General features: G+C 57.7%; 15 protein-coding genes and 3 pseudogenes. 14 read left to right on the forward strand and 4 right to left on the reverse strand.

Annotation, left to right across the window (positions count from 1 at the left end):
- Window positions 1-31 precede the first annotated feature (31 nt).
- The 4 genes from I6G83_RS07545 (at window position 32) to I6G83_RS07560 (ending at window position 11,680) form a co-directional block, all read left to right on the forward strand.
- Entirely contained in the window at window positions 32-9,790 is a 9,759-nt protein-coding gene (locus tag I6G83_RS07545) for a hemagglutinin repeat-containing protein (RefSeq protein WP_054305993.1), read from the forward strand.
- A gap of 6 nt (window positions 9,791-9,796) precedes the next feature.
- Window positions 9,797-10,180, forward strand: a complete 384-nt coding sequence (locus tag I6G83_RS07550) for a hypothetical protein (RefSeq protein ID WP_054305992.1) — start codon at window positions 9,797-9,799, stop codon at window positions 10,178-10,180.
- 268 nt (window positions 10,181-10,448) lie between these two features.
- On the forward strand, window positions 10,449-10,862 hold the full coding sequence (locus I6G83_RS07555) for a hypothetical protein (protein WP_054305991.1): 414 nt from the start codon (window positions 10,449-10,451) through the stop codon (window positions 10,860-10,862).
- Window positions 10,863-11,113: 251 nt separating this feature from the next.
- Window positions 11,114-11,680 carry a hypothetical protein gene (locus tag I6G83_RS07560; protein WP_054305990.1) on the forward strand — a complete coding sequence of 189 codons (567 nt, stop codon included), beginning with the start codon at window positions 11,114-11,116 and terminating at the stop codon, window positions 11,678-11,680.
- 103 nt (window positions 11,681-11,783) lie between these two features.
- On the opposite strand, the gene I6G83_RS23540 is transcribed toward I6G83_RS07560, so the two are convergent.
- Complete coding sequence (locus I6G83_RS23540) at window positions 11,784-11,954, reverse strand: SymE family type I addiction module toxin (RefSeq protein ID WP_072186110.1); 171 nt, start codon at window positions 11,952-11,954, stop codon at window positions 11,784-11,786.
- Here I6G83_RS23540 and xerC point away from each other — a divergent pair.
- The 7 genes and pseudogenes from xerC to I6G83_RS07595 form a co-directional block, all read left to right on the forward strand.
- Window positions 11,910-12,833: pseudogene (gene xerC, locus I6G83_RS07565) on the forward strand (site-specific tyrosine recombinase XerC); the annotation flags it as partial. The gene I6G83_RS23540 and the pseudogene xerC sit on opposite strands and share 45 nt — an antisense overlap.
- 788 nt (window positions 12,834-13,621) lie before the next feature.
- Window positions 13,622-13,984, forward strand: a pseudogene (locus tag I6G83_RS23715) (hemagglutinin repeat-containing protein); the annotation flags it as partial.
- 380 nt (window positions 13,985-14,364) lie between these two features.
- On the forward strand, window positions 14,365-14,718 hold the full coding sequence (locus I6G83_RS07575; protein WP_072186205.1) for a hypothetical protein: 354 nt from the start codon (window positions 14,365-14,367) through the stop codon (window positions 14,716-14,718).
- A gap of 367 nt (window positions 14,719-15,085) precedes the next feature.
- Window positions 15,086-15,907, forward strand: coding sequence for a ParB N-terminal domain-containing protein (locus tag I6G83_RS07580; RefSeq protein WP_232238951.1), 822 nt, complete (start codon window positions 15,086-15,088; stop codon window positions 15,905-15,907).
- A gap of 7 nt (window positions 15,908-15,914) precedes the next feature.
- Entirely contained in the window at window positions 15,915-16,259 is a 345-nt protein-coding gene (locus I6G83_RS07585) for a zinc ABC transporter substrate-binding protein (RefSeq protein WP_082394636.1), read from the forward strand.
- Between the two features lie 367 nt (window positions 16,260-16,626).
- Window positions 16,627-17,053 (forward strand): annotated as a pseudogene (locus I6G83_RS23545) (DNA/RNA non-specific endonuclease).
- Complete coding sequence (locus I6G83_RS07595) at window positions 17,053-17,388, forward strand: hypothetical protein (protein ID WP_054305123.1); 336 nt, start codon at window positions 17,053-17,055, stop codon at window positions 17,386-17,388. The pseudogene I6G83_RS23545 and the gene I6G83_RS07595 overlap by 1 nt, the downstream one beginning before the upstream one ends.
- Window positions 17,389-17,435: 47 nt before the next feature.
- Here the strand turns inward: I6G83_RS07595 and I6G83_RS07600 are convergent, their stop codons facing one another.
- Window positions 17,436-17,603 carry a SymE family type I addiction module toxin gene (locus tag I6G83_RS07600; RefSeq protein ID WP_072186067.1) on the reverse strand — a complete coding sequence of 56 codons (168 nt, stop codon included), beginning with the start codon at window positions 17,601-17,603 and terminating at the stop codon, window positions 17,436-17,438.
- A gap of 662 nt (window positions 17,604-18,265) precedes the next feature.
- On the opposite strand from I6G83_RS07600, the gene I6G83_RS07605 reads away from it, so the two are divergent.
- On the forward strand, window positions 18,266-18,817 hold the full coding sequence (locus I6G83_RS07605; protein ID WP_138111285.1) for a hypothetical protein: 552 nt from the start codon (window positions 18,266-18,268) through the stop codon (window positions 18,815-18,817).
- Window positions 18,818-18,938: 121 nt separating this feature from the next.
- On the opposite strand, the gene I6G83_RS07610 is transcribed toward I6G83_RS07605, so the two are convergent.
- Window positions 18,939-19,631, reverse strand: coding sequence for a B3/B4 domain-containing protein (locus tag I6G83_RS07610; RefSeq protein WP_054305121.1), 693 nt, complete (start codon window positions 19,629-19,631; stop codon window positions 18,939-18,941).
- 43 nt (window positions 19,632-19,674) lie between these two features.
- Here I6G83_RS07610 and I6G83_RS07615 point away from each other — a divergent pair, with 43 nt between their 5' ends.
- Both I6G83_RS07615 and I6G83_RS07620 read left to right on the forward strand, forming a co-directional pair.
- Complete coding sequence (locus I6G83_RS07615; protein WP_054305120.1) at window positions 19,675-20,283, forward strand: XRE family transcriptional regulator; 609 nt, start codon at window positions 19,675-19,677, stop codon at window positions 20,281-20,283.
- A 134-nt stretch (window positions 20,284-20,417) separates the two neighbouring features.
- A complete protein-coding gene (locus tag I6G83_RS07620; RefSeq protein WP_054305119.1) occupies window positions 20,418-21,041 on the forward strand; it encodes a histidine phosphatase family protein in 624 nt (207 codons plus the stop codon).
- Window positions 21,042-21,048: 7 nt separating this feature from the next.
- Here I6G83_RS07620 and I6G83_RS07625 read toward each other — a convergent pair whose 3' ends face one another.
- Window positions 21,049-21,798: an NAD-dependent epimerase/dehydratase family protein gene (locus tag I6G83_RS07625; RefSeq protein WP_054305118.1), complete on the reverse strand. Its 750-nt coding sequence runs from the start codon at window positions 21,796-21,798 to the stop codon at window positions 21,049-21,051.
- Window positions 21,799-21,925 lie beyond the last annotated feature (127 nt).

Genomic DNA, 21,925 nt, shown 5'->3' on the forward strand with positions numbered 1-21,925 from the left:
ACGGGATAGATCTTTTACACGGACGTGATTCATGAATAAACATTGCTATCGCCTGATCTTTAGCCGCACTCACGGGGAGCTGCGGGTGGTTTCCGAGCTGGCGCGCAGCTGCAGCACCGAACCGGGCCAAAGCCGCGGCGGGCATGCGCCGCGCCTGTGGGTGACGGTGCGCCGTGCGGTGTGGCTGTTGGGGCTGGCGCTGTTCGCCGGCCCGGCGCTGGCGGGCGGCATCGTCGCCGACGGTCCGGCGGGGCAGCGTCCTGAGGTGATCGCCACCCAGAACGGGCTGCCGCAGATCAATATCACCGCGCCCAACCAGGCCGGGGTGTCGCATAACAAATATAAGCAGTTCGACGTCGACCGGCAGGGGGCGATCCTCAATAACTCGGCGACGATGACCTCAACCCAGCTGGGGGGCATGATCCAGGGCAACCCGAACCTGAACCCCAACGGCGCGCCGGCGCGGGTGATCCTGAACGAAGTCAACAGCAACAACCCTAGCCAGCTGCGCGGCTTTTTAGAAGTGGCGGGCGGCCGGGCGCAGGTGATCGTCGCCAACCCGGCGGGGATTGTCTGTAACGGCTGCGGCACCATCAACGCCGGGCGCATGACGCTGACCACCGGTAAGCCGCAGCTGAACGCCGACGGCAGCCTGGGCGGTTATCAGGTGGAGCGCGGCATGGTGCGCATCGAAGGCGGCGGCCTGAACGGCGACGCCCGCCACGACACCGAATATGTCGATATTCTGGCGCGCGCGGTGGAAGTGAACGCCGGCGTCTGGGCCAAACAGGGGCTGAAGGTGGTGGCCGGGCGCAACCGCGTCAGCGCCGACGGCAGCGCGGTAACGCCGCTGGCCGCCGACGATAAAAAACCGGAACTGGCGATCGATATGGGCCAGATGGGCGGCATGTACAGCGGCTATATCCAGATGATCGGCACCGAAGCGGGCGTCGGCGTGCGTAATCAGGGCGGCCATCTGCAGGCGGGCAAAACGCTGACCGTCAGCAGCGAAGGCAAACTGAGCTGGCAGCCGGCAAAACAGGAGGCGGTCACCCAGGCCGGCGGCGATATCCAACTGGCCGCCCGCGACGACATTGACTACCACGGCAAGCTGCACAGCGGCGGCACGCTCTCGGTGCAGAGCCGTGACGGCGAGCTGCGCCAGTCCGGCACGCTGGCGGCGGCCGGCGACGTGCGGCTTAACGCCGCGCGCGGCATCCGCAGCAGCGGCAACCTGCTGGCCGGCAGCGATGTTAACAGCCAACTGGTGCGCGAGGCGGATCTGACCCTGGCCAGCCAGGGCGAAGTGCAGGCCAGCGGCAAATTACTGAGTAAAAAAACGCTGAAGGTCAGCGGCCGGCAGGCCGACCTCAGCCAGGCGACGCTCAGCGCGCGCCGCACTGAGGTCAGCGCCGCGGCAGGCGGCGTAGCGCTGCGGCAGGTCACGCTGGACAGCCGGGAGCTGGCGCTCAGCGCGACGGGCGATATCGACGCGCAGCAGGCGCGCATCAAGGCCGGGCGCTGGGACGTCAGCGGCAACAGCCTGTTCGGCCAAGGGGCGATCTGGTCGCAGAGCGGCGACGGCGACAGCCGTTTTGCGCTGAACGGCCTGTTTGACAACAGCGACGGCAGCATTGAGGCCCGGGGACTGCAGCTGGATACCGCCTCGCTGAACAACCAGCGCGGGCGTCTGGTGGCGCTGGACGGTGCGGCGCAGCGCTGGCGGGTCGGCGGCCTGCTGGATAATCGCGGCGGCGTACTGGGCGGCAACGGCAGCCTGACGCTGACGGCCGGCGAGCTGCACAACCAGAGCGGCGTGGTGCAGAGCCAGTCGGCGCTGGATCTTCGCTCGGCGGCGGGGATCGACAACGATCGCGGCCAACTGCTGGCCGGCCGGCAGCTGACGCTGAACGCCGGCGGCGCGCTGACCAACCGCGACGGTGATATCAACGGCACAGGGCTGCAGCTGGCGGCGCACAGCCTGGACAACGCGCAGGGCCGGCTGGTCAGCCAGAGTGGGCTGCAGCTGACGGCGCACACAGGGCTGGACAACCGGCAGGGGCTGCTGGAAGCGGGCGATGAATTAACGATTAACAGCGCGGGCGACTGGGATAACCGCGGCGGGCGCGCCACCGGCGGCCGGCGGGCGACCGTTACCGCCCGCCAGATCAATAACGACGGCGGCAGGCTGCAGTCCGGCGGCGCGCTGACGCTCAACAGCGCCGGCAACGTCAGCAACCAGGGCGGGCTGTTAACGGCGCAGCAGGGGCTGAGCTGGCAGGGCGCTGCAGGCAGCCGGCTGAACAACGACGGCGGCAAGGTGCTCAGCGACGGCGATCTGTCGCTGCAGGGCGGCAGCCTGAGCAACCGGCAGCAGGGGCTGGTGCAGAGCCGGCAGGCGCTGACGCTGGCTCTGGACGGCGGCTGGGATAACCGGGACGGCACGCTGCTCGGCGGCGGAGCGACCCGGGTGCGCGCCGACAGCCTGCTGAACACCGGCGGCGCGGTGCAGTCGCTGGACGCGCTGGATATGCAGTTTACCCGCCAGCTGGATAACGGCGACGGCAAGATTTTCAGCAAGCTGTCACAGACCCTGCGGGCGGAAGATCTGCTGAACCATCAGGGCTGGATGGGCAGCCAGGGCGGCTGGTCCGCCGTCGCCCGGCGTTTTGACAACCGGGGCGGCAGCGTCCAAAGCCAGCAGGATGCGCAGCTGGCGAGCGCCGGGCTGGACAATCAGGGCGGCAGCATTCAGTCGGCCGGGGCGCTGGCGCTGCATATCGGCCAGGATGTGGATAACCGCGGCGGTAAGCTCAGCGCGCAGGGGCAGCTGGCGCTGCGCGGCGCGAACGCGGGTGAGGCCGCCGGCACGCTGCACAACGCGGCGGGTCAGCTGCTGGCCGGCGATGCGCTCAGCGTGGCGGCGCAGAGCCTGGACAACCAGCAGGGCGGCCTGCTTTACAGCCAGCGGGCGATGCGGCTGAACCTGAACGGCGCGCTGGATAACCGCCGGGGGCGGCTGCAGAGCGGGGAGCAGCTGCAGCTCGACGCACAGTCGCTGCTTAACGAGGGCGGCGCGCTGGATGGCCAGCAGCAGGTGGCATTGCGGATCCTGGGGCTGCTGGACAATACCCGCGGCGCGATCAGAAGCAACGGCGCGCAGCAGGTTAGCGCGCAGCAGGTCGAGAACCGCGAAGGGGTGTTCAGCAGCCGTGGCTCGCTGGCGCTGAGCGCCGGGCGGCTGGATAACCTGAACGGCACGCTGATTGGTCAGGGCGACGGCGACTACCGTATCGACCTGCTGAATAACCAGCAGGGCAAGATCCACAGCGGTCAGGCGCTGACGCTGCGCGGCCAGCAGTTGAACAACCAGGGCGGGCAGCTGGTTTCCACCGGCGCCCAACGGCTGGAGGTGGCGCAGATCGATAACCGCGGCGGCGCCGTCACCAGCCAGGATCGGCTGTCGCTGCAGAGCAGCGGCCTGAACAACCGCGACGGCGGCCTGCTGATGGGCACGACGCACACCGACGTAAGCGCGCAGACGCTGGATAACGGCGGCGGCCGCCTGCAAAGCGCCGGTTCGCTGACGCTGTCGCTGCTGGATACGCTGAACAACCAGCAGGGACGCGTAGTGGCCAACGGCGCGCTGGCGATTAACGGCCAGCAGCGCGCCGTCTCCGCTCTGCAGCTGCTGAACCAGGGCGGGCTGATCCAGAGCGGCGCCACGCTGGCGGTGGACGCCGGCACGCTGGACAACCAGGGCGGCACGCTGCTGAGCCAGCAGGCGCTGACGCTGTCGCTGCAGCAGGATTACACCCAGCGCGCCGGCGATACGCTCAGCAGCAACGAAGCGCTGACGCTGACGCTGGCCGGCGGCCTGACCAACCTGACGGAGTGGCTGCTGCCGGGCAGCCTGACCGTCAACGGCACGCATATCACCAACCTTGGCTCGCTGGTGGGCAAAACGCTGCGGCTGACGACCGGCGCGCTGCTGAACAAGGGGCGGCTGGAGGCTGACAGCATGACGGTCGACGCCGACACGCTGGATAACCTGGCGACGGTGATGGGCGATGACATTACGCTGCGCGCTAAAACGATCGACAACCATGGTCGCGATGCGGTGATCGCCGCCACCGAGCGGCTGCATCTGCAGGCCGGCGAACGCCTGACCAACCGCGACGGCAGCCTGATCTACAGCGCCGGCAGCCTGCATTTGGGCAGCGGCGATCTGATTGAGAACCGGGCGAGCAATATCGAGGCGGACGGCGACGTGACGGTGGAGGCCAAGCGGCTGGACAACCTGCGTGAAGGGCTGGAGATTGAGCGCGAGGCGGAAAGCAGCGACTACAAGTGGCACCGTTACAACTACTACTGGCGTTCTTACGGCTCCAAGGTCAACCCCGACAAAGAGACCATGGCGCCGACCACGCAGAACCTGACGTTCCGTGATGACGCGGCGGCGGACAGCAACCCTTACGGCACTCTGCTGGCGATTGACCCGGCGGGCAAACGCGCGCAGGTGCGGGTAAAAAGCGCGCAGGGAGAGATGCTGGAGGTCTGGGTAAACTACCTGGCGCTGAAGCCGAACGACGACGGCGGCTACGCCATGACCTTCTACGAGACGCGCGGCTTCCGGCAGAACAGCGTGCCGACGCCGTACCACAATACGGTGTGGCGCGAGCACGATCGCGGACGTCTGGAACAGTGGGACCCGGAAAAGCACCTCGATATCATCAACGCGCCTTTTGTTACCGATTACAGCAACTTCCGCGAGCGCACCACCACCGGCACGGTCACGCGCGACCGGCTGGTTTCCGCCGGCATCGGCGGGCAGATCCTGGCGGGCGGCAATATGGTGCTGCGCATTGCCAGCCAGCTGTTGAACGACGCCAGCACCATCGCCGCCAACGGCAACCTGACGATTGACGGCGACGGCAAGGTGATCAACCGCGGCTATTCGGTCAATGAGCGGCGTCAGGAATATATCGTCGATCACTATGACAAGGACACCCACCACTGGTACCCGACGTTTAACCGCGACGAGACCACGGCGCTGACCACCATTGACGGCATTATCAGCGGCAACGGCAGCGTCGCCATTCGCGGCGCAAGCATTGAGAACACCACGGTCAACCAGGCGCAGATTGGCAGCGTGGAGGCGGCGCAGAAGGCGGCGGAGGCCGAGCGTGCGGAGCTGGAGCGCAATCCGCTGGCGGTGACGGTCGACGGCGTGGAGTGGCAGTCCGGCGATACGCAGCTGACCCCCGGCGGCCGGCCGCTGACGCCGGGCGAGCTGGCGCTGACCGACAAGCAGCATCTGGGCGACGTGGCGACCGCGATCCCGGACAACGGCCTGTTCCGTCAGCATCTGGAAGCGGACAGCCCGTATCTGGTGGTGACCGACGAGCGTTTCACCAGCCGCAGCAAATTTATCAGCAGCGACTATATGCTGCAGCGGGTGGGCTACGACCCGGCGCAGGTGCATAAGCGCCTGGGCGACGGCTTCTATGAGCAGCGCCTGGTGCGCGAGCAGATGCTGAAGCTGACCGGCCGGCCGTCGGTGCGCGGCGAAGACGCGATGGCGCAGTACCAGCGCCTGATGAACAACGGCATCAAGGTGGCGCAGGACTTCCAGCTGGTGCCGGGCGTGGCGCTGCGCCCTGAGCAGATTGCGGCGCTGACGCAGGATATCGTCTGGCTGGTGAGTGAAACGGTGCAGACCGCCAATGGCCCGCAGACGGTATGGGTGCCGAAGGTCTATCTGGCCAATGACACGCTGCGCCTGAACGGCGACGGCGCGCTGATCGCCGGCGGCGAGCTGCAGCTGTCGGCGGGCAGCATCAACAACGCCGGCAATCTGTTTGCCGATAAGGCGCTGACCATCGACGCCGGTCAGTTTATGCATCAGAGCGGCGATATCCGCGCCGACAGCATCAACGTGCAGGCGGACAGCCTGACCATGAGCACCAACCTGCAGGACGCGCTGCGTCAGGCGTCGATGAGCGCCAATGACATCAGCCTGAGCGGCGGCGATATCCGCCTGCAGGGGGCGAAGCTGGACGCAACGCAGAACCTGAGCCTGAGCGCACGCAATAATCTGGAGATCGGCGCCGCCAGAAGCAGCCACACGGCGGACCTGCAGGTGATTTCCGGCGCGATGGGCAACCGCACCAGCGGCGGGATGGAAGAGGCCGGCTCGCGGATGGCGCAGGTCAGCGGCGAGTGGCAGCAGGCGCAGGGCAGCACGCTCAGCGCCGGCAACAACCTGACGCTGAAGGCCGGGCGGGATATTACGCTGCAGGGCAGCCAGGCCAAGGCCGGCGGCCAGCTCGGCGTGCAGGCGGGCGGCGACGTTAAACTGCTGGCGGAGAGCACCACCAACAGCACGCAGCTGACGGCCAACAGCCGCACCTCCTCGGTGAAGAACAGCCGTGAGGAAGAGCGCCTGCAGCTCAGCACCCTGAGCGGCGACCAGGGCGTGACGCTGACGGCGGGCAACAACCTGCTGGCGGAGGGCGCGCAGGTTGACAGCCAGGAAGGAGGCATCGGCCTGAGCGGGCAGAACGTGACCATCAAAGAGGCGCGGCAGCAGGTTAACGACCGCGACAGCGAGAACAAACGGGTCGGCAAGACCAAGAGCCGGCGCGAGGAAGAGAGTTCGCGCAGCGACGCGGTGGGCAGCACCTTCAGCGGCCAGAGCGGCGTGACGGTGGTGGCGCGCGAAGGGGACGTGACGGTCACCGGCAGCACACTGCACAGCGAGGACGGGGCGATCGCCCTGCAGGCGAAAAATGACGTTACGCTGAACAGCGCCACCGAAAGCGAGGCGACGTACTCGGAGGAGCGTTCCGAGAAGAAAGGCTTCCTGAAGAAGCAAAGCAGCCGCACGGTGAAAAACGACCGGGTGACGCGCGAGAAGGGCAGCCTGCTGAGCGGCGACAGCGTCAGCATCAGCGCCGGCAACGATCTGACGGTGAGCGGTTCGGCGATTGCCGCCGACCATGACGTCAATCTGCAGGCGGGCAACAACGTCGATATTTCCGCCGCCACCGAGACCGATGCGCACTACCTGTTGGAAGAGAAGAAAAAGAAAGGTCTGCTCAGCGGCGGCGGACTGGGCTTCACCATCGGCAGCCAGTCCAGCCGGCATCAGATTGACGAGAAGGGCACCACCCAGAGCCAGAGCGTCAGCACGGTGGGCAGCAATCAGGGCAACGTGACCATCAGCGCGGGCAAGCAGCTGCATATCGGCGGCGCCGATCTGGTGGCCGGCAAGGATATGACCCTGAGCGGCGACAGCGTGCAGATCGACCCGGGCTACGACCAGCGCACCCGTACGGAAACCTTTGAGACCAAGCAGAGCGGGCTGAGCGTGGCGCTGTCGGGCGCGGTGGGCAGCGCGCTGAATACCGCGGTCAGCACCGCCCAGCAGGCGCGCAAGGAGAGCAGCGGCCGCCTGCAGGCGCTGCAGGGCACCAAGGCGGCGCTGTCCGGCGTACAGGCGATGCAGGCCAATGAGCGGGTCGGACTGGAAGACGGTGAAAAAGGCAGCGGCTTTGCGGTGAGCGTATCGCTCGGCAGCCAGAAGTCTTCATCGACGCAGAAGCAGGAACAGAGCATGGCCAGCGGTTCAACGCTGAACGCCGGCAATAATCTGAAGGTGACCGCCACGGGCAAACACGGCGAGGCGGGCAGCGGCGATATTGCTATCGGCGGCAGTCAGCTGAAAGCCGGGGGCGATGTAACGCTGGACGCCCAGCGCGACCTGCTGCTGAGCGGCGCGGCGAACATGCAGAAGACCGAGGGCAGCAACAAGAGCAGCGGCGGCAGCGTTGGGATGAGCCTGGGCGTGGGCAAGAACAGCGGCCTGAGCATCTTCGCCAACGCCAACTCGAGCAAGGGTTCGGAACACGGAGATGGCACAAGCTGGAACGAGACCACTATAGACAGCGGCAACAAGGTCACGTTGCACAGCGGGCGCGACACCACGCTGAAGGGCGCGCAGGTGAGCGGCGAGCAAGTGAGTGCGGACGTCGGGCGCAACCTGACGTTGCAGAGCCAGCAGGACAGCGATCGCTATGACGCGAAGCAGACCAGCGTCAGCGGCGGGGTGAGTGTGCCGATCGGTGCGGGCAGTGGTTCAGTGAACCTGAGCGCCAGCCGCGACAAACTGCACAGCAATTACGACAGCGTGCAGGAACAGACGGGGATCTTTGCCGGCAAGGGCGGTTTTGATGTCAAGGTGGGCGAGCACACCCAGCTGGACGGGGCAGTGTTAGCCAGTACGGCGGACAAGGAAAAGAATCGTCTGGAGACGGGGACGCTGGGGTGGAGCGACATCCACAACAAGGCGGACTTTAAGGCCGAGCACAGCGGCGGTTCGCTGAGCACCGGCGGCCCGGTGGGTAAAGATTTGCTGACCAACATGGCGGGCGGCATGCTGTCGGGTGCTAATAACAGCGGTCATGCGGAAGGCACCACCAAGGCGGCGGTGAGCGAGGGGACGATTGCCATTCGCGAGCAGGATAAACAGCAGCAGGACGTGGCGGAACTGAGCCGGGATACGGAGAATGCCAACGGCAGCATCGGGCCGATCTTTGATAAAGAGAAGGAGCAGAACCGGCTGCGGGAAGCGCAGCTGATTGGCGAGATTGGCGGTATGGCGATGGACGTCATCAGCACGCAGGGCGATCTTAACGGCCTGAAGGCGGCGAAGGAGAAACATCCGGGATGGAGTGCGGATAAGCTGCGGGAGACGAAAGAGTACCAGGCGGCGATGAAGGAGTACGGCACGGGCAGCGATCTGCATAAGGCGGCGCAGGCGTTGACCGGCGCGCTGACGGCGCTGGCGGGTAACAACCTGGCAGGGGCGCTGGCAAGCGGCGCGTCGCCGTACCTGGCAACGGAAATCAAGAAGCTGACGACCAATCAGCAGACCGGTGAGGTGAATGTTACGGCGAATGCGATGGCGCACGCGGTGCTGGGGGCGGTGACCGCTCAACTGAACAACCAGTCGGCGGTAGCCGGCGGGTTGGGGGCCGGTGGCGGCGAACTGGCTGCGCGGTATATCGCCGATCAGCTGTTCCCGGGCAAGAAACTGAGTGAATTGAGCGAAAACGAGAAGCAGCAGGTGAGCGCGCTGAGCCAGCTGGCATCGGGGCTTGCAGGAGGACTGGCGACAGGCGATACTGCAGGTGGCGTGACGGCGGCGCAGACCGGGAAGAATGCGGTTGAGAATAACTTGCTGGGTGCGATTGCCGGCGGTGTTGCAGAGGGCGCAGTGGTTACGGGCGGTGTTGGCCATGGTAGTCAATCGTCAAACAACGCTGATGAAGCCTGGGATGCTGACGATGGGAGCTATGACCCAAGCAAATCTCGTGAAGAGAATGCGCGGCAACCGAATGTGGCGCAGGATCTGACGGATGAAGAGAAAGCAGAGCTGGGTGGAGCAGGATCTGGAACTCCGGGCGGTCATGGGCCGGAGGATGAAGAGAATGCGCGGAACAGTGAAAAGCAGAATATTACCGTTGAGGATTTAACCTCGACATCATCGAAAGGTAATGAGACTACAGGTCGTTCAAAACTCTTTGAAAGAACAGGCGGTAGTAACGCTGCTAATAAGGAGTTCGATGCCTTATCTCCTACAGAAATTAAAGACATACCAGGTGGAAGAGTCGGTAAGCTACCTGATGGGCGAATGGTTATAGTACGTGAGCGTAGCACTGATGGTCGTCCAACATTGGAGATCCAATCAGGGAAGAATAGGATCAAGTTTAGGTATGACGAGTAGCGATATATGACTGAAAAATTGATTAAAATCCCCCTTTCTGAGGGTTCTCTTCAAGATAGCCAACTAGAGGATTTTCACTATTCCTCTGGTTCCCTTGAGCTGATTCTCTCTTCTGAGAATAATGCAGAAGGCAGCAAAGTTAAGGTGTTGTTCGATTGGATTTATTCCTTCCGAGTGACTGATGAAGGCGACCTATTGAAAATGCAGGAAGAGCAGAAAGGGGAGATGCTTACTGGGCTTTATCGCGTTGAAAAATCTAAGTATCTAGAATGGTTTAATGAGCAAAATGGTAATGTGCACGATGGAATCGTTCATTATATGCTCTCGACGGTGGACGATGTTATAGATATCTTAGCCTCCATTAGTCCTTCAATATCAATCAGTAAGTAACATTATCTCCGGCAAGTGACTGGAGTTAATGTTACCTAAACGCGTTCACTTCCTGTCATAGCAGCCCGGCCATTGAGCCGGGCTTTTTTATGCAAGTCAGTCGACAGAGAAATGTCATGTAATCAAAAAATGATTACAATCTCGGTGAGGAGTTTATTCAAAAATGAATACAACGAAACCTTACAAACTAATCGCTTGAACGGTGAAATTGATCGATCTATAATCCAAACACATAAAAAATTTAGCAACCAAAAGAGAGTGATTGAAAATGGCCTTTGTCTCTTTATCTAATATTGCAGCGAAGACCGGGCGTATCGCTCAGAGCAATCACGTCACGGTCACACAAAACAAACGGGCGAAGACAGGTGCTGTTGAACTGGGCTTCCGTCTCAGCCGTTCAGCGATGGACGCAGCGGGTATCAACATTGGTGACCGCGTTGACATCCTTCACGATGCAGAATCTTCGTTATGGATGATAAAAAAAGTTACTGACGGTGGTTTCGCTGTGGCTGGTCAGAAAAATAAAGCGGGAGAGTACTCATCTTGTGCCATCCGCCTGACAATGCGCCCTGGCTTCCCGCGTCTGTCGGACGATGATGATGCATCAGAAAAACAGTTTTCACAGGATTCAGACACGCAGATGGAGAAAGGTCAGATTATCTTCAGGCTGGGTGATGAGTAGGAAGGCAATGTAAGGAAGCAAAGGCAGGGAACAGATCTATAGTTTGGCGACTTGCTCTGAACCCTGCCTTCTCTGACCATCGTAATACCAGAAAGGTAGTACGAAAGGTTGTGCCTAATATTAGGCTCAACAGTGTACTTCTGGCTAGCATTTTCAGGTTAAGTAATTTTAACCATGGTGCTGTCATGGGTGTTGCGAATGGTCATCCTGAATGTCTTATTGTTTAAAATCAATAGATAATAGGTGTCCATATGGCTCTTTTAGAAATCCCTCCCTCCGTTGCCCGTACAGAATTAGGCAACATGTTCTCTTCAAATCCTGCCATGTTGTTGCAGATTAACGCTATGCGGGACTCACTCGTAGTGGTTCTGTGTTCCTTGCTGCGTGGAGATCGGCTGACGACTGCGGGTAATAATGTTCCGGCTGACTATGAAGTATTACGTCTCTCTGCTGCCATCGAAGATCTGGAGAAAAAGTATTTTATTCCAATCCAACATCGCAATGTAAGTACGGTATCTGTTGTTGCTGGCGGCAAAAAAACCAATCAGATGTATTACGACATGGATAAAGATGTAATCGCTCGGCTGCAATCAGATCCAGAACCTGTGCTCAGGGAGCAACGAAAAGATCTTTCTTCCAAAGAATGGATGAGGAAACAGAAGAAACTTGATGATTTACTCAAGAATCACGGTGGAGTTACAGAGACCTTCTTGACTCTAGTTCATCATGCATACAAGGATAAACCGTTGAGCAATGAAAAGTGGGCAGAGCTTGAGGCGAAGTTCAGGGATTTACTGAATGGACTGGATGCAGCGTAATATTATACTGAATTAAACAACAGCCCCGGCTTCAAGTCGGGGCTGTTGCGTTGTAATAACAGTTACGTTATTGAAAGGATCAGTGGGAGGGTGAAAATGATGTTCATACGTCCCCCTCCGTGGTTGGCGCTATGCGGATGATCAACTGACCAGGTTCGGTGATCACCTCGATCTTCTGGCCGGTGGTAAAGCCCAGCGGCTCGAGCCATTTACCGGTGAGGGTGAGCTGCGGGGGCGTAACTGGTCGGAAACGACGCTGAAGGTGCAGACGCATCACAGCTACCGCTTTATCTGCTGGGCGGCGGAGCGCGGGCTGCACCATGCGGGGGACATCAGCCGGCCGGTGCTGGAGAGCTACCAGCGTTACCTGTACGGCTACCGGAAAGCGAACGGCGAGCCGCTGACCACGCGGACGCAACGCACGACGCTGCAGCCGCTGCAGGTGTGGTTCAGCTGGATGACGAAACAGGGAGTGATACTGGCGAACCCGGCGGCGGACCTTGAGCTGCCGAGGCTGGAGAAACGGCTGCCGCGTACCCTCCTGAGCGTGGAGCAGGTGGAAGATATCCTGAGCCGGTGCGACCTGACGACGGCTCAGGGGATACGCGACCGTGCGCTGATGGAGCTGCTGTGGTCAACGGGTATCCGGCGGGGTGAGGCGGCAGGGCTTGAGATATACAGCGCGGACTTCGGGCGGCAGATACTGACCGTGGTGCAGGGCAAGGGAAAGCAGGACCGGGTGGTGCCGGTGGGTGAGCGGGCGTTGTGGTGGCTGGAACGCTATATCGTTGACGTCAGGCCGGAAATACTGGTCAGCCCGGACTGTAAGGCGCTGTTCGTGGCGATGGACGGTGTGGCGGGGCTGACGGCGAACGGCATAACCGGCGCAGTGGCGCCGTACCTGCGGGCGGCGGGCATCGACAGGGGAAGCTGCCACCTGTTCCGGCACGCGATGGCGACGCAGATGCTGGAGAACGGGGCGGATCTGCGGTGGATACAGGCGATGCTGGGACACCGGAGCGTGGAGAGCACGCAGCTTTACACGCAGGTGAGCATCCGTGCGCTGCAGGCGGTGCATGCGAGTACGCATCCGGCGGAGCAGCGGGAGAGGCCGGAGCCGGACGCCGCTGCGGAGCCGCCGGACAGGGCGTAAGCCCTCTGTGAGCGGGGTTGTTGGCGGTGCGGCAGAGCGCCGCGTCCCTGCGGCGATCTGCCTTCATCAGCGCCGGTGCTGCGCGGGGTCAATGACCGGTCAGCGGCACGGGCAACACACAACATGGCAGGCAGAGGCGGCCGCTGTCCGGCCATTAACCATAATGCGGGAGATTATACGCACTCTCGCGGTCAGCCTCGGAACCCCCATAAACCTCGCTATGCGCTCGTATGCGTATAATCTGCATTATGGCGTGCGCCCCGCGTGGGGCATCGGGAGTGGCCGCCGTCCCTGGCGGCGTCGGCCGCATCATCGTCTGTGAGAAAACCCCAAAGGAAGTCGGCCTGACGGCCTCCGCTGAAGGGCGTTGATGCCCGCCCGGCGTCGTCTGGCTGCACGGGGTCGCACTGCGCTTCGCTGCGTTGCTCCTTCCCCGTTCGCCAGCGTCCGCAGCCCGCCCCGGTCCGGTGCGGTCATGCAAAGGCCAACCCCGGTCATGCAGGTGTGCGACAGAGCGCCGTGCCGTCGCTTGCGGGCCTCGCCAGCCCGCGCCCGGCAGGCGGTTCAGCGGGTCACAGCAAGCTGTGACCCGCCTCCCGCCGGAGTAAGGGCGGTAATGACAGGGGTGACGGTGCTGGCTATGATGGGTTGTTGGCTGCTCTTTAACAGTGGGAAAAAGCGCGTCGGGGCAAAAATGCCGGGACGTCAGAATGCACAGGGAAAAAGTGGCTGCAAGCTGCTGAGTGTGCTGGGAAAAGTGCTGTTCGCTGGCTGGTGTTGCACCGGATAAAGTTGTTGTTGAGAATAATGCGCTGAACCCGAACGACTTCGGTAAGGGCATGGCGGACATAGGGATGTCACAAACCTCACTCGGTGCTTCCATGTTGCAAAGTGGCGCTTCACCGGATGAAATCGCAGCAGCTCTGGTCAAGAACGCCCAAGGAGATATGCCAGAAGGTCAGGATGCAGTTAAAGGTCTGTTGAGCGCCTGGGGCGAGTTCTTCGGGGTGCCGGTCAGTGCATTAACTGCTGATGGAGAAATGACGCCGCAAAGAGCGGCGGAGATCGTGGCAAGTGGTGTGCCGACGAGTGAAGCTAAGTTAGTTCAGTATGTGGCGGCGAAAGCTGTTCTGACGGTAACGAAGACATTAAGTACGGGCTCTACAAATGCCGCTGAAAATGCGACCAAAACAGTTATTGATTCCAAGAAGTTTGATTATCTCTTTGGTAATGTGAAAAGTAGTGAGCATAACGCTGATCGCTCTACCCAATTGGCTCAGACAATGAACCGCTTGGGATTAGAAACCAATGAGAAAGGGGCAAGTGTACTTACCGAACACTTAAAGCAGGTAGTGAATACGAAGGGTAATGTTGTAGATACCTATACAAAAGGAAATCAAGCCTTTGAAGTGCGGGAGTCATTGCTTTTTGGTCCTTCAGGAAAGGCGGCTAAATTAGAAACTGCTTTTGAGATCATGCCTGATGGCTCTCGTAGATTTGTCACAACTATTCCTAAAGATGGTAAAAAGTAATGTTTATTAAATCATTCCCAGATGAAATTGATTTATTGGGTTTTTTTGAGTCACTACCCATGGCAACTAGTGAAGTTGCTGATTTACATTTTGCATATCAAACCAATGATGATAATGGGCTAGAGATTATTTTTTCATTCTGCGCCACGGCTGGCTGGATACAAACGATCATCTCGTTTAATGGGGAAGAAGTGTCTAGGTACCTTTCCGAAAATGTTAGCGAGATAAAGTTGCAAAAGGATGCTACAGGCGAGTATCTATACTCTGAAATTATTACCGATGAGTTAATTACGAAAGTCGTAATACGTGTAAGGCCATATATATCAGTAAGCAGTAGCTCTTTAGTTAGATAAAAAGATCCCGGTCAACTGGCCAGGATCTTTGCTTCTACTCCTTGAGATGGCCTCATCGGTGATAGTGATGATCCATAGGCTATAATGCCGGAGCGTAAGTTGTAACGGTGATGTTCATGCTCCCCTCATATCGACAGAGCGCCGTACCGTCGCTTGCGGGCCTCGCCAGCCCGCGCCCGGCAGGCGGTTCAGCGTGTCACAGCAAGCTGTGACCCGCCTCCCGCCGGAGTAAGGGCGGTAATGACAGGGGGGACGGTGCTGGCTATGATGGGTTGTTGGCTGCTCTTTAACAGTGGGAAAAAGCGCGTCGGGGCAAAAATGCCGGGACGTCAGAATGCACAGGGAAAAAGTGGCTGCAAGCTGCTGAGTGTGCTGGGAAAAGTGCTGTTCGCTGGCTGGTGTTGCACCGGATAAAGTTGTTGTTGAGAATAATGCGCTGAATGCGGATCAATCGCTAGCCTTCGATAAAGAACTGTCGGAATGCCGGAAAGGTGGGGGTAACTGTCAGGGCGTCATTGATAAATGGAAGAACATCAGTGATAAGCAAAGTGCTGAAACCGATCAGAAGCTGAAAGATAACCCACTTGAAGCACAGGTTGTTGATAAGGAAGTGGCTCAGGGCGGTGTTGATATGGCAGAGCGTCCGGGCTGGCTGGGTAAGATCCCTGGCGTGGACGTAATGACCAGCGATGAGGCAAAGGCTTACGTTCGGGAGTGGAACGGCCAGGATCTGGCGAATATTGATGTAAACAGTCCTGACTGGACGAAGTTTGCAGCGTTTGCATCAGATCCGGAGAATCAGGCAACAGTAGCGTCACTGGGCCTGTTGGGTAAAGATCTAATCAATCTTGCTAAAACAACTGTATCAAATCTCGTTCAGGGTGGCGCATCAACCGGTATAAAAAGCATGCAGGTAGGGCTAAGAAACCCACAGCAAATAGATCAAATAAAAAATGATATGACATCAGGAAATTATAGATTTACTTCACCTGAGGGGCGTATTGCTGGCTATGTAGATAGCAAGGGTAATTATTATATATCGGAAGGTAACCATCGAATGGTAGCAGCTCAGGAAATATATAAAAAGACGGGGGATAGATCTTACGTAGAGCAATTACTACAAAACGGCTCATGGACTCAGACAAAGAATGCCCCAGCGGGGGCTGAACCAATGCCGACAAGGAAGTGAGGATCTTATGGAGAATGCTATCCCTATGAAAAAAAATGAGATATATGTAAAAATGTTATCTCTTTCCTTGCCTTACATCAGGAATGTCCAGTCGTTAGATAAAAAGGATAAAGGTCGAGATATATCGTGCTATTTTGAAGCTGAACTAGTGCATAATATAATGCATACATTACTAATTTCGGAATTTGTTGAGCATGATTTATGGTTCTTAAATAATCAGGCTAAATATTATTTTGAAAAATGTAACGAGGATATATCACCTAATTATAACCAACACGTCGAATATATTAGAGCCTTATTCAAAATGGTGCCTGATAGTTTAAAATCTAAGTTGTTATGGCAAGGTCCTTGATAAAAAACCCAGCCAATCGGCTGGGATTGCTGTAGCTTGTAAAGAGAAGTACGGTGATATTCCAGCTAACGGTATGCTGGTTCGGGAAGCACTGGATCGGTTGTATGATGCTGATGTGCCTTCACAGATGAAGAATGATATATCTTCATTCTGGTCCCAGCAGATGGAAGCCGAAGGCGTAGTATCGAGCACAGAGTTTGCGAATCAGCTTAAAAACCGATACGGAATAGACAGCCAGCAGGCCGAACTTTTGGCTGGTGCTGTTTTAGGTGCTGTTACCGGTGGAATGGGTAAAGGTGGTAAACCTGAAGCAGGTAAAAACATCGTTGTTGTAGACTCGGGTAAGAAAGGTGCCTGGAACAAAGCGATGAACAAGCCGGAACCGAATACGGTTTATAAGGTGGATGGTGATAAGACTTATCATACTGACAACCTGGCCAGACCAACTCAGGTTGAAGCAACTCTTAGCGCTAGTGCGAAAGACCGGAATGGTTATCAGCAATGTAAGGCGGGTAAGTGTGGCAAAGGGGGGACATCTAATCGCCAGTATTTTTAATGGGCCTGGTGAAAAATTGAACCTGTTACCGATGGATGGAAACCTGAACAAAGGTGCTTGGAAACAGATGGAAAACACTTGGGCGAAGGCATTAAGCGAAGGTAAAGATGTTAAGGTTAATATTCAACCATCTTATACAGGTAACAGCGTCAGGCCGGATAAGTTCTATGTTGAGTATTCTATAAATGGTGGAAGGCCAATATCTGAAACGTTTAAGAATGCGCCAGGAGGTAAGTAATGAGAACTGATCAAGAAATTTATAATGATATCGGTTCGATCCTGTTCGCTATTGCGCCTGATATCGCATCTAAAGTTATAATGAGGGCAGAACTTTCTCCTGAAAATGACCATTGTAAATGTGAATTTGACTATGTGAACGCAACTACGGGTGATACGGATTGGTTTTCGGCTGGAGCGCAGGCGAATGGTGATTTATTTGATTTGCTTGTAGAGTTAAGGGATTATTTTGTAGATAATTTTAAGTCTCAAGAGAAGCCGTTCTGGCATGGTTGTGAAGTAACGGTAAATGTAGAGACCTTAAAGATTAATATTGATTTTAAATACGACGACTAATAAAAAATTCCAGCCCTTGCGGATGGTGTTTTTTACAGATCAGTTAGTTACGTATCTTCCGCCAGCCGGACGAGCAGCTGCCCCGGTGCGGCGAGCACCTCTATCTTTTGGCCGTTGGTAAAGCCCAGCGGCTCGAGCCATTTACCGGTGAGGGTAAGCTGCGGGGCGGGTTCTGGAACATTTACAGAGAGGATGAGTGAAGCTCTGAAAAACAAAGAGGTAAAACAATGATGAATAGCAGATGTAGATCTTTCATTGTGTTGCTTTATCTATGTTTTGCTCTTTTTATCATGTTGTTCATCATCACAATATCGTTCAGTTTGCTTGGTTACTGGATTGTAGGGGGAGAAGATATAATTTCGTTTTTTATTGGTAAGTTATTTACTTATTTTAAAGTGGCTATTTCTGGGATATTGATAGGTTTTATTTTGTGGTTTTTTCACTATCGGAATATTTAAGTTAAGAATAATCCCGCTTTCAGCGGCGGGACTTTGCTTTTTACAATACCTTTAAGCTACACCCCCGCAGTGGTAATGGCAGGGGGGGAAAGTGCTGTGATGATAGGGCGTTGGTTGCTCTTTAACAGCGTAGGGGAAAATGGCGTAACGGGCTGAAAAAGCACGTCTGAGCAAAAAGTTGACACACCGAAAATTCAGCAGGTAGAAAAGATTGTAACACCGAGTTGTTGTAGACAATAACCACTTAAGCCTGCCGAATGGGATGATAAATGCTGGTCAGGCTGCTTCTATGCTGGGGCAGTATATGGCGCAAAATGGTGCCTCGGCGGCAGAAATTGCGCAGGCTGAAGTTTTTTTTGTGGAAGTGTCAGTAAAAATCAAAATGTTTTGATTTAAAATTAAATGATAAGGATGTTTATATGAAATATGGTTTAATTTTTATGTTGCCTGCTTTTTTTCTTACTGGATGCTCAGTAGATGTAAGCAGTTCTATGCCTGATTATTTGGGGAGAGATAAAGCTTTCATTCGAGTAGACAACTCTTTCCAGCCAACGCCTTTTCGATTGGAGAAAATGTTGTCTGATGAAAGGTGTATGAAATCTGAAGGTGTATACGGATTAACATCAAAAGTTGCTGTTATGGGCATTAAAAGCAGTTATTCTAAAAGAGTAGATGGAGCTGCGCCACCTTCTCAATCATTTTTGAATAGAGGCTATCTTGAGTACTCTATCCAAGGTGGAAAAGCATATAAAATATGGTGGCGTCACGATGAAAGAAGTATGTATGGTATAGATCTTGGTCGGACATTTTCAAATAGCTTTATGGCTAAAGATGGACATACCTATGAGATTAAAACAAAAGGTAATGATATCGTTATATACGATGTTTCGGAAGGAAAAGAAGCACCCAGCGTCGAAATTAAAGAGTGCGCTTATGACGTAACAATGCTGGGTAAAAAAGAATATTTGTAACTCTGTAATGGTATTTAATCACTTGTTCTTCTGAGAAAAATTATCTGATCGCCACTTGAAAGGTTGAATTTCAACTGGCGCATCAGATATTCGAGAGCAGCAAAACTGTGGAAAATTTTTCCTATTGTTCGGTGCCAATCAACTGCCACTGGATCGTCGCGCCGGGCATCATCGCCGCCAACCCCTGGATCAGCGCGTCGCCGGCCTGCTGCAGCGCTTCGGGCGGCATTTCCGGCAGGCTTTCGAGGATAAACCACATCAGCGGGCTTTCCACGCTCAGGCGGGTTCTGACGCCCTGGCGCCAGTTCCAGCGCCGGCAGGTGACGCCGGTGTCGTCGCGCCAGACCACTTCGCCCGCCTCCGGCGTTTCGTGGGCCGGCAACCCCTCTTTTATGGTGTCGAACAGCTCCGTGCCGTCGGCAAGGGTCAGCCGCGGCTGACCGGCGTAGGCAGCCAAATTCTCGCCGCCAACCGGCACCGCGTAGCGCAGGCTGACCGCGTTGTAGAGATCCACCACCGGGTCAATGGCGGGCATTGCGCCGTCGCGCAGCACGCGTTTGCGCAGCGCCTGCGCCGAGCAAGGGGTGCGTTTGGGCTTGGTGCCGAATGCCTTGAACACGTTATCCCAGGCCGCCAGATGCGCGTCAGCCCATGCCGGGCCGCCGGCCGTCACCGCCTGACAGGCCTGTTGCAACGCGGCTTCCCCGATCTCGGGATGGCGCACCGGCGCGGGTTCCACCAGGATGCTCAGCGCCCGGAAGCCCGGTGCCAGGTGGGTAATCCGGGGATCGATTGACGGGGTGACGGTAGGCATAGAATAATCCTGTAATGACCAATTTATTGCATACTAGCGACCAATGACCAAAAAAGTCAATAAAACGACCGATGCGGGCGCCGATGTCGTTTCGGTAAGCGCCGCCGTCGCCGGGCGCATCCGGGAATTTCGCCGCCAGCAGAAGCTGTCGCTCGATGAACTGTCGCGCCGCGCCGGCATCAGTAAAGGCATGCTGGTGGAGGTGGAGAAAGCGCAGGCTAACCCCAGCATCGCCATTCTGTGCAAAATCGCCGCCGCGATGGGGCTGTCCGTCGCCGATATTGTCGACGTCGCCAGTAAACCGCAGGCGCACCTGATCCCACAGCAGGATATTCCCACGCTGTGGCGCGGGCCGCAGGGCGGCAGCGCCCGGCTGTTGGCCGGCACCAGCGGCCCGGATATGCTGGAGCTTTGGCGTTGGGAGATGCAGCCCGGCGAGCACTTCTCTTCAGAGGGCCACCCGGCAGGCACCACGGAACTGCTGCATGTGGAAAGCGGCAGCCTGACCGTGCAGGTCGGCGATGTGTCGCTGCTGGTGCCGGCAGGCAGCTCCGCCGTCGCCAAAACCGATGTGCCGCACGCATACCGCAACCAGGGCGAGGATGCGCTGGTGTTCACCATGACGGTGATGGAACGCCATATTTATCAGTAACCTGATAGCACGACAGCGGCCGCGATGGCCGCTGTCGTCCCCGCTGTTTACCTCTTGTAAAACATTTGGCGATATGTGAACCAGCACTTTCATCACGATGAACTATAGTTAACCTTCATCACGGAGGGGGAGCTATGCGCTTTATCGTCATCAGGCATGCAGAATCACAGGGAAATCGCGAAGGGATCATTCAGGGACAGCATGACAGCCCGGTGACGGCCGACGGCTATCGCCAGATTGCGGCGCTGATGGCGGCGCTGAAAGACACCACGCTGACGCAGATTTTTAGTTCTCCTTCCGGCCGGGCGATGACCACCGCGCAGGCGCTGGCGGCGCACTGCAAGTGCGTGGTGCGCAGCGATGAGCGCCTCTACGAACAGCATTTCGGCTGTTATCAGGGCCAGTCCTACCATCAGGCCATCTCCAGTAACCCGGGCGGCTTTGCCCGTATCTTCGCCGGCGAACCGACGGCGACGGCGCCGCAGGGCGAGTCGGCGCTGCAGGTGGTGCAGCGACTGATGTCCTTTTTCCGCAGTTTTCCCGCCGGCTCCTGCGGCACCGCCGGCGTGGTGACGCACGGCCATGCCATTCAGGCTTTGATCTGGCAGCTGCAGGGCGCGAACCCGGGGGAAGAAACCAGTAAGTACAGCCATCTGAGCGGCAGCTATTCGATTATTGACGCCGGCAACCAGGGGCTGACGCTGCAGCACTGGGGCATCGCCAGCCATTTACGCGCGCTGCGGCGCTCGCCGATCTGAACGGCGTTCAGACAAAACCCGATAAACGAAACGCGTCATCCTGCGGGTGATAGCCCAGCAGCCGCGAGGTCTCCTCCAGCGACAGCCGTTTGTAGCGGTTGTCGGAGATGCCGTGCACCACCGCATGGTGCACGTTGGTCACGCGAATGCAGCGGTCCAGCAGGTCGGCGGCGTCGCGGTGGCTGAGAAAGGCGCTCATGGCGCGGGCGCTGATCTGGCGGCCCGCTTCCAGCGCACAGAAGTTGGCCAGGCGCACCGACAGCGCAGACAGCCCTTCCTGATGAGCAAAATAGGCGGCGATGCCTTCACCGAACGCCTTACTGGCGCCGTACAGGTTTTTCGGCCGCGGCGCGTCGTCCGGGCGCACCTGATAATCCAGCGGATAACCCTCCACCGCCTGCGCGCTGCTGGCGAACACCACGCGCCGGCAGCCGGCGTCTTTGGCGGCGCGGAAAATATTAAAGGTACCTAGGATATTGTTGTCTTTGAGCGAGCCGCAGAAATCGGCGTTGGGCGAGGGGTCGGCGGCCAGGTGCAGCACGGTGTCGATGCCGTCGCAGGCGCGGCGGCAGGCCTGCAGATCCCGGACGTCGCAGGCGACGATTTCATCATGTGCGCCGATATCGGTCAGGCGGGCGGTATCGCGCTCCGCCAGCCGCAGCGCATGGCGTCCGGCCACGGCCAGACGATAAACAGTGGCTACCCGGCCTCCGGCGCCGGTTATCAGGATGCGTCCCATCTCATTACGCAACGTCATGGCTTTTTATCCCTAAAGCAAATTACGTTGGCTCAGTAATAATCCCATGAAGTATTTTTGTCCAGAATAATATTAACAATACTGATGTATGTTATCGATAAGATCGTCAGCGGGGACAGATGATGCG

Origin of the sequence: Serratia rubidaea (assembly GCF_016026735.1) — a bacterium.
GTDB classification, from domain to species: Bacteria; Pseudomonadota; Gammaproteobacteria; order Enterobacterales; family Enterobacteriaceae; genus Serratia_B; species Serratia_B rubidaea.

Excerpts from the sequence above, each read along its gene's own strand:
- I6G83_RS07545 (WP_054305993.1), top strand. The coding sequence starts at position 32 with ATGAATAAACATTGCTATCGCCTGATCTTTAGCCGCACTCACGGGGAG.
- I6G83_RS07550 (WP_054305992.1), top strand. The coding sequence starts at position 9,797 with ATGACTGAAAAATTGATTAAAATCCCCCTTTCTGAGGGTTCTCTTCAA.
- I6G83_RS07555 (WP_054305991.1), top strand. The coding sequence starts at position 10,449 with ATGGCCTTTGTCTCTTTATCTAATATTGCAGCGAAGACCGGGCGTATC.
- I6G83_RS07560 (WP_054305990.1), top strand. The coding sequence starts at position 11,114 with ATGGCTCTTTTAGAAATCCCTCCCTCCGTTGCCCGTACAGAATTAGGC.
- I6G83_RS23540 (WP_072186110.1), bottom strand. The coding sequence starts at position 11,954 with ATGCGTCTGCACCTTCAGCGTCGTTTCCGACCAGTTACGCCCCCGCAG.
- I6G83_RS07575 (WP_072186205.1), top strand. The coding sequence starts at position 14,365 with ATGTTTATTAAATCATTCCCAGATGAAATTGATTTATTGGGTTTTTTT.
- I6G83_RS07585 (WP_082394636.1), top strand. The coding sequence starts at position 15,915 with ATGGAGAATGCTATCCCTATGAAAAAAAATGAGATATATGTAAAAATG.
- I6G83_RS07595 (WP_054305123.1), top strand. The coding sequence starts at position 17,053 with ATGAGAACTGATCAAGAAATTTATAATGATATCGGTTCGATCCTGTTC.
- I6G83_RS07605 (WP_138111285.1), top strand. The coding sequence starts at position 18,266 with ATGAAATATGGTTTAATTTTTATGTTGCCTGCTTTTTTTCTTACTGGA.
- I6G83_RS07610 (WP_054305121.1), bottom strand. The coding sequence starts at position 19,631 with ATGCCTACCGTCACCCCGTCAATCGATCCCCGGATTACCCACCTGGCA.
- I6G83_RS07615 (WP_054305120.1), top strand. The coding sequence starts at position 19,675 with ATGACCAAAAAAGTCAATAAAACGACCGATGCGGGCGCCGATGTCGTT.
- I6G83_RS07620 (WP_054305119.1), top strand. The coding sequence starts at position 20,418 with ATGCGCTTTATCGTCATCAGGCATGCAGAATCACAGGGAAATCGCGAA.
- I6G83_RS07625 (WP_054305118.1), bottom strand. The coding sequence starts at position 21,798 with ATGACGTTGCGTAATGAGATGGGACGCATCCTGATAACCGGCGCCGGA.